The sequence below is a fragment of the Methylobacterium organophilum genome, from assembly GCF_022533465.1.
Lineage (GTDB): Bacteria > Pseudomonadota > Alphaproteobacteria > Rhizobiales > Beijerinckiaceae > Methylobacterium > Methylobacterium organophilum.
In genome coordinates this window covers 869,819-884,463 of the sequence record NZ_CP092848.1, presented here as the reverse complement: position 1 = coordinate 884,463, position 14,645 = coordinate 869,819, and the positions used below count along the sequence as shown (strand labels likewise).

The 14,645-nt window shown below is 67.6% G+C and carries 12 protein-coding genes and 7 tRNA genes; 5 read left to right on the top strand and 14 right to left on the bottom strand.

Translation table 11 applies throughout. The features are described from left to right. Nucleotides 1-9: 9 nt before the first annotated feature. Nucleotides 10-750 (top strand): gamma-mobile-trio protein GmtX, encoded by a 741-nt coding sequence (gmtX, locus tag MMB17_RS04040; protein WP_241101153.1) that lies wholly within the window; start codon nt 10-12, stop codon nt 748-750. A gap of 297 nt (nt 751-1,047) precedes the next feature. Here gmtX and MMB17_RS04035 read toward each other — a convergent pair. The 6 genes from MMB17_RS04035 to MMB17_RS04010 form a co-directional block, all read right to left on the bottom strand. Continuing rightward, nucleotides 1,048-1,131 (bottom strand) — tRNA-Tyr (locus MMB17_RS04035). A gap of 56 nt (nt 1,132-1,187) precedes the next feature. Continuing rightward, a tRNA-His gene (locus MMB17_RS04030) sits at nt 1,188-1,264 on the bottom strand. 6 nt (nt 1,265-1,270) lie between these two features. Next, nucleotides 1,271-1,355, bottom strand: a tRNA-Leu gene (locus tag MMB17_RS04025). Between the two features lie 76 nt (nt 1,356-1,431). Next, nucleotides 1,432-1,517: transfer RNA gene (locus MMB17_RS04020), tRNA-Leu, on the bottom strand. A gap of 24 nt (nt 1,518-1,541) precedes the next feature. Next, nucleotides 1,542-1,618 (bottom strand) — tRNA-Pro (locus MMB17_RS04015). 144 nt (nt 1,619-1,762) lie between these two features. After that, nucleotides 1,763-1,839 (bottom strand) — tRNA-Pro (locus tag MMB17_RS04010). A 347-nt stretch (nt 1,840-2,186) separates the two neighbouring features. Between MMB17_RS04010 and MMB17_RS04005 the strand changes: the two genes are divergently transcribed. Both MMB17_RS04005 and MMB17_RS04000 read left to right on the top strand, forming a co-directional pair. Continuing rightward, nucleotides 2,187-2,960 carry a Crp/Fnr family transcriptional regulator gene (locus tag MMB17_RS04005; RefSeq protein WP_241101152.1) on the top strand — a complete coding sequence of 258 codons (774 nt, stop codon included), beginning with the start codon at nt 2,187-2,189 and terminating at the stop codon, nt 2,958-2,960. Between the two features lie 41 nt (nt 2,961-3,001). Further along, entirely contained in the window at nt 3,002-3,238 is a 237-nt protein-coding gene (locus MMB17_RS04000; protein ID WP_241101151.1) for a DUF6894 family protein, read from the top strand. A gap of 22 nt (nt 3,239-3,260) precedes the next feature. On the opposite strand, the gene MMB17_RS03995 is transcribed toward MMB17_RS04000, so the two are convergent. Further along, nucleotides 3,261-3,485 carry a hypothetical protein gene (locus MMB17_RS03995; protein ID WP_241101150.1) on the bottom strand — a complete coding sequence of 75 codons (225 nt, stop codon included), beginning with the start codon at nt 3,483-3,485 and terminating at the stop codon, nt 3,261-3,263. A gap of 211 nt (nt 3,486-3,696) precedes the next feature. Between MMB17_RS03995 and MMB17_RS03990 the strand changes: the two genes are divergently transcribed. After that, nucleotides 3,697-4,404, top strand: coding sequence for a glutathione binding-like protein (locus MMB17_RS03990; RefSeq protein ID WP_238313289.1), 708 nt, complete (start codon nt 3,697-3,699; stop codon nt 4,402-4,404). A 41-nt stretch (nt 4,405-4,445) separates the two neighbouring features. Here MMB17_RS03990 and MMB17_RS03985 read toward each other — a convergent pair whose 3' ends face one another. From MMB17_RS03985 to MMB17_RS03965, 5 genes are all read right to left on the bottom strand, one after another. Then, nucleotides 4,446-5,312 (bottom strand): MBL fold metallo-hydrolase, encoded by an 867-nt coding sequence (locus tag MMB17_RS03985; RefSeq protein WP_241101149.1) that lies wholly within the window; start codon nt 5,310-5,312, stop codon nt 4,446-4,448. Nucleotides 5,313-5,394: 82 nt separating this feature from the next. Then, entirely contained in the window at nt 5,395-8,589 is a 3,195-nt protein-coding gene (locus MMB17_RS03980; protein ID WP_238313287.1) for an efflux RND transporter permease subunit, read from the bottom strand. A 140-nt stretch (nt 8,590-8,729) separates the two neighbouring features. Continuing rightward, a complete protein-coding gene (locus MMB17_RS03975; RefSeq protein WP_373325065.1) occupies nt 8,730-9,884 on the bottom strand; it encodes an efflux RND transporter periplasmic adaptor subunit in 1,155 nt (384 codons plus the stop codon). 94 nt (nt 9,885-9,978) lie between these two features. Further along, nucleotides 9,979-10,302: a rhodanese-like domain-containing protein gene (locus MMB17_RS03970; protein WP_241101148.1), complete on the bottom strand. Its 324-nt coding sequence runs from the start codon at nt 10,300-10,302 to the stop codon at nt 9,979-9,981. 226 nt (nt 10,303-10,528) lie between these two features. Next, nucleotides 10,529-11,827 (bottom strand): glycosyltransferase family 4 protein, encoded by a 1,299-nt coding sequence (locus MMB17_RS03965; protein WP_241101147.1) that lies wholly within the window; start codon nt 11,825-11,827, stop codon nt 10,529-10,531. Nucleotides 11,828-12,028: 201 nt separating this feature from the next. On the opposite strand from MMB17_RS03965, the gene MMB17_RS03960 reads away from it, so the two are divergent. Further along, a tRNA-Pro gene (locus tag MMB17_RS03960) sits at nt 12,029-12,106 on the top strand. A gap of 185 nt (nt 12,107-12,291) precedes the next feature. On the opposite strand, the gene MMB17_RS03955 is transcribed toward MMB17_RS03960, so the two are convergent. After that, complete coding sequence (locus MMB17_RS03955; RefSeq protein WP_241101146.1) at nt 12,292-12,444, bottom strand: hypothetical protein; 153 nt, start codon at nt 12,442-12,444, stop codon at nt 12,292-12,294. Between the two features lie 498 nt (nt 12,445-12,942). Beyond that, nucleotides 12,943-13,788 carry an outer membrane protein gene (locus MMB17_RS03950; RefSeq protein WP_241101145.1) on the bottom strand — a complete coding sequence of 282 codons (846 nt, stop codon included), beginning with the start codon at nt 13,786-13,788 and terminating at the stop codon, nt 12,943-12,945. Between the last annotated feature and the right edge of the window lie 857 nt (nt 13,789-14,645).

Genomic DNA, 14,645 nt, shown 5'->3' with positions numbered 1-14,645 from the left:
GGAGTGACGATGGACGAAGAGTTCCACCTGCCGCAGCCTTCCCCGGGGCTCAAGCTGGCCGAGCAAGTCCCAGACGCCTTCGAGCCCGAAGGTGCCCTCGCCGGCTACCCGAGGACCCTGGAGCGTTACCGCGAGATCCTCTCGCGCACGTCGAGCACCACCAAAATCCGCCAACTCAGAAACCTCGCCTGGGTGCTCCTCACCCAAGCGAGCGCTCGATCTCAAGACTACCGCGTCTCGACCGTTGGCAACCGCACGGCGGCTTGCGGCGGTCCGACCGCGCAGACCATCAGAAACGCGAACGGGTCAGATTACCGGGCGCTCATCGAGTTGTTCGAGGGAGAGGTCGAGAAGCCGAAGGCTCTGCCGGTGTCCGCCGGCAAGGAGGACGCTCTCCTGGCGGCCATCGACAATCCGTCGGCCCGCAACCAGGTGCGGCTGCTCCTTCATGACTGCGCGAGCCTTCTGAACCAGGTGAACCTCCTCAAGAACCAGATCGCGCGGAAGGCACCTCCTATCCCGACGGCACTCAGCACGCCGGCACAGGGGCTACCCGCGACCGCGGCAGGGACCATCAAGATGTCGAGGTCGCGCCGCGAGGCCATCGAGCACTTCGTCAGCGAGCCCAACATGGCCATGAAGAGGTGGCGCACGAACGAGCATGGGGCTCTCGTCGATGCGTTGGACATCGAGATTGCCCGGCCTGGCTTCGTCGAGGCGCTGAGGCAGATCCTGCCCCACATTGCCTAGCTCCACGGTGTCCGTCGAACCGCCTCAGGCCCCTGACCTTTGGTGAGTCCCTGAGCTAGCGGTTTATCCTGGGCGTCAGCCCGGATGGTGGGGTCCCGCAACCCCTGACCTCCGGAGCCGTCCCCTCGCATCGCCCGTCCGGCATGGGCGCGCACAGCCCGCAAGGAGGGTCCGCGCACGAAGTGCGTGGATGCCTTGCGGGCGAGCACGGCTATGCCAGGGTGATGATGCGAGGGGGCGCGCAGGAGGTCAGGCTCGGTACGCTCTGCCTTCTCAACCTCATCAGCGTGGTCGTCTTGGTGGGTGTGGGTGGACTCGAACCACCGAAGCTTACGCAGCGGATTTACAGTCCGCCCCCTTTGCCGCTCGGGACACAAACCCAATTCCGTGCCGACCCTTTCGGGCAGTCGGCCCTCCCTTGCCCCTTTCAAGGAGGCTGGTACCACCGGCTGGGTTCGAACCAGCGACCTCTCGATCCACAATCGAGCGCTCTAACCAACTGAGCTACGGCGGCAAGCCTTGGTGCGGTCGCCGGGACTCGAACCCGGAAGGGTCTCCCCACCAGCACCTCAAGCTGGCGCGTCTACCATTTCCGCCACGACCGCTAACGGATGTCCAGATCTCGACGCCTCCCGGGCGCTGATCGCCGCGCGGGAGTTGGCCGATGCCGGGAAGGTTGGGTGCGCAAGGCGGGACTCGAACCCGCATGGACCTCGCGGCCCGCCAGCTCCTGAGGCTGGTGTGTCTACCAGTTCCACCACCTGCGCGGGACAAAGGGATCAAGGAAGAGATGGTCGGGGCAGCAGGAATTGAACCTGCGGCCTCCACGTCCCGAACGTGGCGCGCTACCAGACTGCGCTATGCCCCGAGAACCCTGGCCTTAACCGGCAGGGAAGGATGCCCGTGTCGTTCAATCGCGGTCCCGAGGCGTCCATGGCCTGCGAGGGAGCGGTCGAGACACGAAAAGGAAGAGGATGCGATTGCCCCTCAGGGGAGGCTCGAATTGGGATTTTGGTCGGGGCGACACGACTCGAACGTGCGACCTGATGGTCCCAAACCATCCGCTCTACCAGGCTGAGCTACGCCCCGATGTTATACGGCACTGTGAGGTGTCACACCTCTAAGCGCCTGAACCTAAATACATAGTACACGTTCCGGGGGGCATAACTCCCAAAGCAGATGCGCTACCAGACTGCGCTACACCCCGACGCGCGGATGCGCATCGAGGGAGATACGGTCTCGGCCTCACGCGAGCAAGCCGGGAGTTGCAGGATCGGAAAAAGGGACCCTGCGGGACGGGGAATCGCCCGCCGCATCCCCGGGTGACGCAACCAGGGATTTTAATTCGTGGATCGGGCCTATCTAGGCTGAAGGCCCCCGCGCCCCCGCAGCCCGCGGAGGCCGGGGCGCAGAAGCCGTGACGCGAGCGCCGCACGATGGGCAACCCGCTGATTCTCAAGCTGTCGCACGGGATCGACCTCGACGAGGACGAGCGCGCCGCGCTCTCGGCCCTCACCGAGCGGACGGTTCCGTCCGCCGCGCGGCACGTGATCATGCGCGCCGGCGAGCCGAGCGTGAACCTGCATCTGATCATGAGCGGCGTGGCCATCCGCTACAGGCTGCTGCCCGATGGCGGACGCCAGATCTTCGCCCTGCTGCTGCCGGGCGATTTCTGCGATCTCCAGGCGCATCTGCTCGACCATTCCGACCACTACATCGAGACGGCCACGGACTGCGCCATCGTCGAGATCCCGCCCGCGATCGTGGACGACCTCGTGCTCACCCGCTCCCGCCTCGCCCGCGCCCTGTGGTGGGCCACCCTCGTGGACGAGAGCGTCACCCGCGAATGGATGCTGGGCCTCAGCCGCCGCCCCGCGGACAAGCGCACGGCCCACCTGTTCTGCGAGATCCTCCTGCGCATGCACGCCGTCGGGCGGGGCGAGAGGGACACCTGCGCCATGCCGCTGACTCAGGCCCAGCTCGCGGACGTGCTCGGCATCACGAACATCCACGTGAACCGGGTGCTCCAGGAGCTTCGGGACCGGGATCTCATCGTGCTGAAGAAGCGGCAGCTTCTCGTCCCCGACCTCCCTCGCCTGCAGGCCTTCTGCGACTTCGACCCGGGCTACCTGCATCTCGGCCAGCGCGCCCGGGCGGCCGAATCCCGGGGGGCACGCGCGCCGCAGCCCAGCTCCGCCCGAACCCTCTGAGGCGCGGCCGGTTATGAAAGGGTGATCGGAGAAGTCAGACGATGCCGCGTTACTTCGTCGACACCAGCGACGACGACCTGTTCGTCGAGGATGAGGATGGGCAGGAACTCGCGGGCGCGAACGACGCCCGTCGGCTGGCCCTCAGCGTCCTTCCCGACATGGCCCGGGAGAAGATGCCGAACGGCGACCGGCGCAGCTTCCTCGCGATCGTCCGCGACGAGGGCGGCCGCGTCGTCTACAGGGCGACGCTGACGCTGAGGGGGGAATGGACGCGCTGATCCGCCCGTCCCGCGGCCGGCCTCAGACCAGGATGTCGAGGACGCGCTTCTCCATGTCCACGGAGGATTTCAGGAGGCTGGTGTTCAGCCCCACCTCGGACTTGGCGGCCATCGCCTCCTGAACGGCCGAAGCCAGATCGTCCTGAGGCTGGGTCGTGCCCTTGGCGGCGATGTCGCCCGCGCTCCGCTCGAAGCGCTGGAAGGCATGGGTGAGCGCCGCGCTGCTCGTGGAGATCGAACCGACCATGGCTGCCCTTTCCGCTCGGATGCCGCGACCTGACCGGGCGACTTGGCCGAAGCACCGGTAAAGCCTCCCTTGCGGGATTCCGGCGCTTTCTCGGGGTTAGGCGGATTCCTGGGGGCGGCCGCTCGCTTGACCGGCGCGGCGGTCGCACCCACTTCGGCCCCGGGGCGGGCGGTACCGGTGCCGCGACGGGCCGGTCGCAAGGGATAACACGATGATCGATCTGTATTATTGGCCGACGCCGAACGGCCACAAGGTCACGCTGTTCCTGGAGGAGGCCGGCCTCCCCTACACGATCCGGCCGGTGAATATCGGGGCGGGCGACCAGTTCAAGCCGGACTTCCTCACGATCGCCCCCAACAACCGGATGCCGGCGATCGTCGACCACGCGCCGGCCGATGGCGGCGCCCCGGTCTCGCTGTTCGAATCGGGGGCGATCCTGCTCTATCTCGCCGAGAAGACCGGTAAGTTCCTGAGCCCGGACCTGCGCGGCCGGGCCGAGACCCTGCAATGGCTGTTCTGGCAGATGGGCGGCCTCGGCCCGATGCTCGGGCAGAACCACCATTTCTCGCAATACGCGCCGGAGAAGATCCCCTACGCCATCGAGCGCTACGTCAAGGAGACCAACCGGCTCTACGGCGTGCTCGACCGCCGCCTCGCCGACCGGGCCTTCGTGGCGGGCGCCGATTACAGCATCGCCGACATGGCCTGCTATCCCTGGATCGTCCCTTACGAGAAGCAGGGCCAGACCCTCGACGACCATCCGAATCTGAAGCGCTGGTTCGCGGCCATCGCCGCGCGGCCGGCCACGAAGGCAGCCTATGCCCGGGGGCCTGAGGTCAACCCGAATCTCGGCCAGACGATGAGCGAGGAGGCCAAGAAGGTGATGTTCGGGCAGACCGCCGCGAACACGCAGCGCTGAGGAGCCCTCCTTCCCCCTCCGCGGGGGAGGGGAAGCCTCCGCTACGTCCGCAGCGACTCGAGCGGCACCGGCGCCGCATGCGGCCGGCGGCCCAGCATCGCGTCGATCAGCGCCAGCACCTCGGCCCGGCCGACATTCGCGGCCGGCTCGAAGGGCGTCCAGGTCTGGGTGAAGTCGAGGCGCTCGAACACGTCGCGGTAGCGGCGCAACTCGTTGACGGTCAGCGGCACTCCGCGCACGAAGGCCTTGTGGGCCGAGATCGTCAGCGCGCGGCGGAAATCGCCGGGGTCGAGCTCGAATTTCAGCGCGTCGCCGCAGAAGCAGATCTTCCGCTTGCGGTCGAACAGGATGGCGTGGCCGTCGAAATGGCCCGCGGTGCGGTGCAATTCCAGCCCCGGCAGCGGTTCCAGTGCATCGTCGTAGGGCCAGGAGACTTGGAGCGCCGCGCTCCAGGTGAAGTCGGCCGCCGGCAGGCAGAGCTCGGGGTCGAAGCGGTCCTGGAGCTGGACGAGCGCTCCGTAGGAATGGGGATGCGAGGCCGAGAGCACCTGCATCCCGCCGAGCCGTGCGATCTGGTCGAGGGCCGCCTCGCTGAAGACCGGGCAGGCCTCGAAGCCCATGTTCCCCGCCTCCGACTGGATCAGGTAGCCGCTCGGGCCGATGCCGGAGACGGGCTCGTTCCAGAAGCGCCAGACCCCCGGCTCCAGCTCCTGCCAGTGGCAGGGAAAGGCCTCCTGCGCCTCGGCCTCGGAGCGGAAGCGCCAGCCGTCCTGGGGCACCACGTGCCGGGCATCGAGGCACATCGGGCAACTCGACGGTCTCTCGAAATGCCGCTGCCAGAACCCGCAATTGTCGCAGGTGAAGGCGGGCAGCTTCAGGGCGCCCGCGAAGGGCAGGTAACCGGGCACGGGCGGACCTGTTCGCAAAAGGAGACGGCCGGAAGCTAGTGCTCCCGGCCGTTCCCGCATCCCCTTCTTGCCGGATCGGCGCTCACCCGTGGGCGGGCGCCCCGTGGGCCGCGTCGTGCGGATCCTTTCCGCGTTTCCGGCCGATCCAGATCACCGCCTTGCGGATCACCACGTAGAAGACCGGCGTGAGGAACAGGCCGAAGAAGGTCGCGCCGATCATGCCGAAGAACACCGCCGTGCCGAGCGCCTGGCGCATCTCGGCGCCGGGGCCGGTGGCGATCACCAGGGGCAGCGTGCCCAGGATGAAGGCGAAGGCCGTCATCAGGATCGGGCGCAGGCGCAGGCGGCAGGCCTGCACGGCGGCGTCGACCGGGCCCTTGTGCTCGCTCTCCTCGATGTCGTGGGCGAATTCCACGATCAGGATCGCGTTCTTGGCGGCGAGGCCGATCAGCACGATCAGGCCGATCTGGGTCAGGATGTTGTTGTCCTGCCCCCTCAGCTGCACCCCGAACAGGGCCGCGAGCACGCCCGTCGGCACCACCAGCAGGATCGCCAGCGGCAGCGCCCAGGATTCGTACTGCGCGGCGAGCACGAGGAAGACGAGCAGCACGCCCAGGGCGAAGACGTAGATGGCGGTGCCGCCCGCGGCCTTCTGCTGGTAGGCGATCTCGGTCCAGTCGTAGGAATAGCCCTCCGGCAGGGAGCGCTTGGCGATCTCCTCCATGGCGTCGAGCGCCTGGCCCGTCGAGATGCCCGGCTTGGCCACGCCCTGCACCGGCACCGAGTAATACAGGTTGAAGCGCTGCACGATCTGCGGGCCCGTGATCTCGCGGATCGTGGCGAGCGTGCCCATCGGCACCAGGGCGCCGGTGGAGGAGCGCACCTTCAGCTGCTCGATGTCGCGCTTCGACATGCGGTAGACCGCGTCGCCCTGCACGCGCACCTGGTAGATGCGGCCGAGCGTGTTGAAGTCGTTCACGTAGGTGCCGCCGAGCGCCGCCTGCACCGTGTTGAACACGTTGGCGAGGGGCACGTTCAGCATCCGCGCGATGGTGCGGTCGATGTCGAGATAGAGCTGCGGCGTGTCGTTGCCGAAGGTCGTGAAGACCCGCTGCACGTCGTTGCTCTGGTTGGCCTGTCCCAGCACCTCGCCGGTGGCGGCCAGGAGCGGGCCGATCGCCGAGGATTGCCGGCTCTCGATCTGCATCTTGAAGCCGCCGCCCTGGCCGAGGCCGCGCACCGGCGGAGGCGGGATCACGATGATGCGCGCCTCCTGGATGCCCGCGGTGGCCTTCAGCACGTCGCCGGTGATCACCGCGGCGCTGCGGCCCTGCTCGGCCCGCTCCTTGGCGCCCTTCAGCGTCAGGAACATCACTGCCGCGTTGGTGGTGTTGGTGAAGGTGGCGCCGTCGAAGCCCGCGATGATGACGGTGTTGGTCACGCCGTCGACCTTCCGGGCCAGCGCCGCGGCGCGGTTGACCACGTCCGTGGTGCGGTCGAGGGAGGCGCCCGAGGGCAATTGCACCACGCCGATCAGGTAGCCCTGGTCCTGGTCCGGGATGAAGCCCGTGGGCGTCGTCTGGGCGAGGTGCAGGGTGCCCGCGATCACGCCCACATAGACGAGCAGCATCGCGATCACGCCGATGGCCGTGCCGGTCAGGAACCGGATCGAGCGGGCATAGCCGTTCGAGAGCGCGTCGAAGCCGCGGTTGAACAGGCTCGCCAGCCAGTTGAAGAAGCGGGTGAGGAAGAATTTCGGCTTCTGATGCGCGTGGTGGGGCTTCAGCAGCAGCTTGCAGAGCGCCGGGGAGAGCGTCAGCGAGTTGAAGGCCGAGATGATGGTCGAGGCCGCGATGGTGAGCGCGAACTGCTTGTAGAACTGGCCCGAGATGCCGGGGATGAAGGCGGTGGGGATGAACACCGCCGCCAGCACCAGCGCGATGGCGACGACCGCCGAGCCGACCTCGTCCATGGTCTTGTGCGCGGCCTCGCCGGGGGACAGGCCCTCCGACATGTTGCGCTCGACGTTCTCGACCACGACGATGGCGTCGTCGACCACGATGCCGATGGCGAGCACCAGGCCGAACAGGGTCAGGTTGTTCAGGGAGAAGCCCAGCGCGGCCATGACCGCGAAGGTGCCGACCAGCGAGACGGGAATCGCGATCACCGGGATCAGCGCCGTGCGCCAGCTCTGCAGGAACACGATCACCACGATCACGACGAGGAGCACCGCCTCGAACAGGGTCTTGTAGACCTCGTGGATCGATTCCTCGATGAACTCCGTCGGGTTGTAGGCGATGCGGTACTCGACGTCCGGCGGGAAGTTCTTCTTGAGCTGCTCCATCGTCGCCTTGACGGAGGCGGCCGCGTCGAGGGCGTTGGTCCCCGGGCGCTGGAAGGCGCCGATGCCCACCGCCGGGGTGGCGTTGAGGAAGGAGTTCGTCGTGTAGTCCTTCTGGCCCATCTCGACGCGGGCGATGTCCTTCACCCGCACGAGGCGCCCGTTGGTCGCCTTGACGATGACCTCGGCGAATTCCTCCGGCGTCTGGAAGCGCCCCTGCGACTGCACCACGAGCTGGAAGGCGGCGCCCGGCGCGGCCGGCGGCCCGTTGAGCTGGCCGGCGGCGACCTGGACGTTCTGCTCCTGCAGGGCGGTGGTGACGTCGGTCGTGGTCAGGCCGTAGGCGGCCATCTTCTGGGGATCGATCCAGATGCGCTCGGCGTATTCGTTGCCGCCGAAGATCGTGATGTCGCCGACGCCGTCGAGGCGCAGCATCTCGTCGCGGATGTTGAGGTAGATGTAGTTGGCCAGGTAGTTCTGGTCGTAGGTCTTGTTCGGCGAGAGCAGGTGCACGACCAGCATCAGGTCGGGCGAGGCCTTGCGCACCGTGACGCCGAGGTTGCGCACGTCCGGCGGCAGGCGGGGCTGGGCCACCGAGAGCCGGTTCTGGACGAGGACGTTCGCGATATCGAGGTTGGTGCCGACCTTGAAGGTCACGGTCAGCAGCATCGCGCCGTCATTGGTCGACAGCGACGTCATGTAGAGCATGTTGTCGACGCCGTTGATCTCCTGTTCGAGCGGCGTCGCGATCGTGGCGGCCACCGTCTCGGCATTGGCGCCGGGGAAGGAGGCGCGCACCGTCACGGTCGGCGGCACGATCTCCGGATACTGGGAGACCGGCAGCTTCTCGTAGGCGACGAAGCCGAGGATCAGGAAGACGATCGACGTCACCGACGCGAAGATCGGCCGGTCGACGAAGAAATGGGCAAAACGCATCGGTCAAACCTCTTGCCGCGCCTCAGGCCTTGCGGCCGGCGGCGGCGCTGCGTCGTCGTCTCACGGCCGGCGGAGGCCGGCATCGGGTCTCATTCCGGCCCGAGGGAGCGAGGCCGTTCGGGGCCGCTCCCCCGCGCCCGTCATTCCTTGACCGGCGGAAGCTCCTTGCGCTCCGCCTTGACCTGCGCCCCGGGCCGGATCTTCGCGAGCCCGTTGATCACCACGGTCTCGTCGCCCTTCAGCCCGTCGCGGATCACGCGGTAGCCGTCGACGAGGGGCCCGAGCTGCACCGGCTTGGCGGCGACCTTGTCGCCCTCGCCGAGGATGTAGACGATGCGCTTGTCCTGGTTGGCCGAGATCGCGTCGTCGGGCAGCAGGATGCCCTGGAAGGGCTTGGTCGCCGGCATCGAGACGATGCCGAACAGGCCCGGCTTGATGAAGCGGTCCTCGTTGGGGACGGTCGCGCGCAGCAGCACGGTGCCGGTGGCGTTGTCGACGCGGTTGTCGACGAAGTCGAGGGTGCCCTTGTGGGTCGGCTTCTTCTCGCCGGTCAGGGCGATCATGATCGGCGCGCCCTTGCCGCGCTGCATCTGGCCCATGCCGATGCCGAGGGACGCCTGGTATTTCAGGAACGACTTCTCGTCGACGGTGAAGCCGAAATAGATCGGGTCGAGGGAGACGATCGTCGTCAGCAGCGTCTGGTCGGTGATGACGATGTTGCCCTCCGTCACCGCGCGCTGGCTGATGCGCCCGTTGATCGGCGACTTCACCTCGGTGAAGTCGTAGTTGAGCTGGGCGTTGCGCAGGGCCGCCTCCGCGCTGTCCACGTCGGCCTGCGCGGTCTGCGAGGCCTGGCGGCGCTGGTCGGTGACCTGCTCGGAGATGTTGCCGCCCTTGGAGAGCACCTGGGCGCGCTCGAGATCGGTCTGGCTGAAGGCGAGCCGCGCCTTGGCGGAGGTCAGAGCGGCCTGCGCCTGCTCCAGGGCCGCCTTGTAGGGCCGCCGGTCGATCACGAAGAGCGTCTCGCCCTTCTTCACGTCCGCGCCGTCCTGGAACATGATCTTGTCGAGATAGCCGGTGACGCGGGCGCGCACTTCGACGAACTCGATCGGGTCGAAGCGGCCGGTATACTGGTCCTGCTCGACGATTTCCTTCACCACCGGCTTGGCGACGGTGACGGTGGGTGGCGGCATGCCCGGTGCCTGGGCCCATGCCGCATCCCCGAGACCCGCCGCGGTCGATCCGGCAAAAACTCCGGAGACGACGAGGCGCAACAGCCGAAGCTTTCGCATCATTCTATTCCCTGCCTTCCGCGACCTAGGGGGCGGAGAAGGTCCGTGGTGTGCGCTCGCGCACATGTTATCGACGGCGATGGAACGATCGGCGGGGTCAGGTCTCGATCGGCTCGCCGGCGCCGTACCAGTCCTTGAAGGCGCCGGCGTAATGCTCGACCAGGTCGAGGCCGGCATTCTGAACCGCCGCGAGCGCGTGGACCGAGCGCACGCCCGAGGCGCAGGAGAAGACCGGCCGGCGCCCGTCCGCCTGGACCAGCGCCCGGATCTCCGCCGGATCGAGGCTGGAGAGCGGCCGCGAGACCGAGCCCGGGATGTGGCCCCGGGCGAATTCATAGTCCTCGCGCACATCGATCAGCAGCAGCGAGCCGTCCGCCAGCCCCTGCTTGACCGTGTCCCGATCGAGATCGACGACCTTCATCGCTGTCGTTCCCTGGAGCGACTCCCGCCGCGACGGAGGCCGCTTCGGCATCGGGGACGGGGCGCTCGTAGCCATGGTGGGGAAGCCGGCCCGACCGTTTCGGATCGGGGCAGGCCCGCGCGGAAGCGCGACCGGGACGGTGAACGACGGCGCCGGGAGGCGCAACGGTCGCGCTGATGAATTTTCATATTCATCAGCGGGCCGGTGCGCAATCACCTCGTGCTCGCTACGGTTGCAGAGAGGGGCGCGGCCCGGCGCCGAGATCGTCCAGGACGGCATCAACGGTCTCGAAATGCGCCTCCCAGCTCGGCGGCCGGAAGGCGTCGAGCCGCGCGGCGAGCTGGCGCCTCAGGGCGGAGGCCGGTTCGCTCAGGGCCAGGACCGCGTCCCGCCAGCCCGGCCCGTCCAGGGGGTCGAGGAAATGCGCAGCCGCGCCGGCGATCTCGCGATGGACCGGGAGATCGGACGCCACCACCGGAAGGCCGGCGGCGGCGGCCTCCACGACGGGCAGGCCGTAGCCCTCCACGAAGGACGGCATCAGCAGCGCCGTCGCTCCCCGCATCAGCCGCGCCAGGCCCGGCGTGGTCAGCCCGCGCACCTCCTCGACATGGCCGTGCAGGGCCGTGCAGCGGTCGAGCATGTCGACGACGTGCTCGATCTCCCAGCCCCGGCGGCCGATCACGAGGAGGCGCGGCGTGGCCGGGCCGAGCCTCTCCGCCAGCGCCCGCCAGACATGCAGGAGCAGCAGGTGATTCTTGCGCGGCTCGATGGTGCCGCAGACGAGGAAGGTCGGCCGCGCCAGCCTCGGCGCCGCCGCGTCCCGGGCGAGGAAGGCGGGTTCGACGCCGAGGGGGGCGAGGCGCGCGGGCGGCCGGCGCAGGCCCGCTTGCGCGCAATGGGCGTCGAACCGCGCCCCCGTATCCCGCGAATTGACCAGCACATGCGCGGCATGGGCCGCCACGGTCGCGAGGCGCCTTCCATGGCGCTCGGCTTCGCCCGCCCGCCCGTATTCCGGGTGGGTGATCGGGATGAGGTCGTGCACGAAGAAGACCGGCCGGATGTCGGTGCGGCCATAGAGCCAGTCGAACCGCCCCGGCAGGTCGAGGCGCAGATGCGAGGTGTGGAGATAGACCGTGCCCGCGGGCAGCGCGTCGACGCCGCCCGCCCGCGCGGTGCGCAGCAGGGCTTCCGCCTGCCGCCGCCGCCGGTGCAGCGCCCCGGAGGCGGTCGCGCCCCCCGCCGCCGCCAGGGGCGGGAGACCGGCGAGCCGGCGATAGACCGGGTCCGCCTCCGCCGTGCGGTTCTCGGTCCAGCCGTCCGCGACCGCCTCGACGATGCGGCGCGCCTCTTCTTGGGGCAGCACCCGCATCCCCCGGGGCGTGAGCACCACACCGAAGCGCTGCCCCGGCCCGGCGAGGTAGCGGCGGGCATAGGCGAGATCGACCCGGTCGATCCCCGTGGGGCTGGCATGCCGCAGGCGGGTGATCAGGCGCGTCAGGTCGAAGGCGAGCGCGGAGGAGGGCATTCGTCCCTTTCGAGGATGGGCGCGGTGCGGGGAAGCCCGGCCCTGCGCTCCATAGATCGGTTTGGCCGGGCATGACGACCACCGCGGCGGCGGTCCCGCCCGGCGCGGAACCCCGCTCCGATACAGCGCCGCCTCATCATCGCTGATTTCGGGGTTGCGGCGGAGCCGCCGGGAAGCTAAGAGCGCCGGGCCTCGCGGCGTCGGAGTGTAGCGCAGCCCGGTTAGCGCACTAGTCTGGGGGACTAGGGGTCGTGGGTTCGAATCCCGCCACTCCGACCATTTTATGCTTTGTTTACGGGCACTTAGCGAGCGCGGCCTTCAGGCCTCGTTTTCCATTTTCCAGAAGTCAAATCGAGAACGCTTGGACTGCCTTCGTTCCGTCGAAGGGTGGCGGACGGCGATCCGGCAGCAAAAAAGGCGGCCCGCTCGCGCAAGCCGCCCTGTGCCTTGTCTCAGCTCCACTATCAGTGATCGTTTTCCGCGAAAAAGCGATCGGTCGATGGGGCGAGCGTGATGTCGGCCGCCAGCGGTCGAGCGTTAGATCGGCGACCGGCCGTTTCAGCTTGCTGTTCCTGTTTTCCCGCCGCTTTGAGCCGCCAGATCTCCGGCGCGCCCATGTCAGTTGGCGGTTCTGCCCCGATCTCCGACCCGGCGGATCTGTCGGACGCTGGGAGAGCGCGTGAGGACGCCTAAACGAAAGCCTTGTTCATACCGCGGGCGACGAGGGCAGCCCAGGCGATCGCGACGATCACGGTGGCCAGGGGGATGGCAACGGCAAAGACGATCTTGAGATCCATGATCGCTCTCCGAAAATAGAGCCGCCATCGAGGCGGAGGGGGCATCCTGAAGAGAAGCCCGGCTCGGCACCGGAAACGATCCGGTGCGGAGGTGGGCGCGGGAAGGCGGGGCGATCGGCCGAACCCGCGGACGGCACCCCATGCTCCGTCGGTACAGCCTGCAAACCACCGCGATGGGGAAAGCCCCGGAAGCGGCAAGCTTCCGGGGCGGTGTCGACGCCGCGGCCAGGTTGATCGGGCTGGGGATGCGACGGTCGAACGAAGATGCCTTCACCGTACCGGTCGCGAGGACGGATACCGTCCTCGCGCAGGTTCGGCTCAGTAGCTTCCGAACTTGTAGTTCACGCCGGCGCGCACGACGGCGAAGTCGTCGCCGAGGGAGCGGCGGTCGGGGGTGCGCAGGTAGAGGTCGCCCGTCTCGGTGTTGACGGCGAGGAGGGCGGTGCCCTGGTTGCGCTGGACGTTCACGTAGAGGCCTTCCACCTTCAGGGTCACGGCGGAGGACTTGAAGAAGTTCAGGAAGGAGTCGGTCGGGAGGGCGTATTCGACGCCGCCGCCCACGGTCCAGCCGGTCCGCATCTGGGCGTTGTCGGTGGCGCCGAAGTAGCGCTTCTCGCTGCCGCCGCCATAGGCGTAGCCGCCGGTCGCGTAGACGAGGGTGCGGTCGAAGGCGTAGCCGAGGCGGCCGCGCACGGTCCCGAAATACTCCATGCCCGCCGTGGCCCGCGGATCGAAGAAGACCGTGTTCGGGTTCAGGACGGTGCCGGGACCGGCGAGCACGCCGGAGCGGCGGCGTCCGGCATCGAGATACTGCGCGTCCGCCTCGACGCCGACCACGAAGCCGCTGCCGGGGGTGAACTGGTAGTTGGCGCCGACCTGCAGACCGCCGGTGAAGCCGTTCTGGCCCCGGTTGTTGAAGCCGAACGTGCCCCCGACCGTGCCGATATCGGAATCGTCGATCAGGAAGGCGGCGTTCCGCTTGCTGCTCTCACGGGTGGTGAAGGCGTAGCCGGCATTGCCGCCGAGATAGAAGCCGGTCCAGGTGAACACCGGAACCGGGGTGAAGACCGGCGCCGGCGGCGCAGCGCGCCGCGGCAGATCGGCCGCGGCCGCCGCGGCCGTGAGGGCCGTGAATGCAACCAGAGATGACAGAACCTTGATCATGGCCGAGCTATTTCCACTCCAGATTTATCGATGGACATGATGTATCAGATCAGTCCTTAAGAGTATGTAGCGGCCTTGCAACAGTTATATTACGCGACGATTCAGAAATGTGTTGGTTAATACTTGCATAACTGCAGCATATACTAAAAGTAGAAATGTATTATTTTGTTTATTCTGCAAGTTGTGTGACTTGCTGGCCCGCCGAATGCGGTGACCTGCCGATATCTTAATATATCGTTTGCGATTCTCCAGAGGCGTTTCACGATCGAACTGCATTCCGATGAGGTGGATGCCGGTTCTTCGAAAGACGGCGCGGTGTCACAAGGATCGAGCGCCACCCGCCTGAGGCCATCAGGTTGGTGGCGGTTTTCGCCTCCGCGACCCAGTTGCGGATCGTCTGCGCAGAGGGCTCGAACGCGCGAGGGAGGCCGGTCGGATCGCGGCGGACGCGGACCGGGTCGACCATCGGGCGACGAAACTCGGCCCGGCACGGGGTCCGAGGCCCGGGCATCGGGAAAACACCTCACGCCAAAGCGCGCTCGGTGCCCGCAAACCCGTCACGGCTCGCTTCCTCGAAGTGTCCGGTGCAGACGGCGCGTCGGATGCGGAAGGAGGCAAAGCCTCCTCGAGGGTGCCGGAAGCCTTCGACCGGTCGCCCGGTTCTCAGGGGCGCGGAGCGGCGGGCTCCCGACGGTGCGCGGCTCGCCGGTTTATGGTCGTGAGATTGCCAAAGTTCAATTCTGACTCATTCCATGTTCTTGAATATCGCATACCGTCTGTAGCGTGATCGCGGGCTGGATGGGTCCATGAATAGGATTGGTTTGCTTATATCGATTTTTCGTAATCGAAATTGGTCA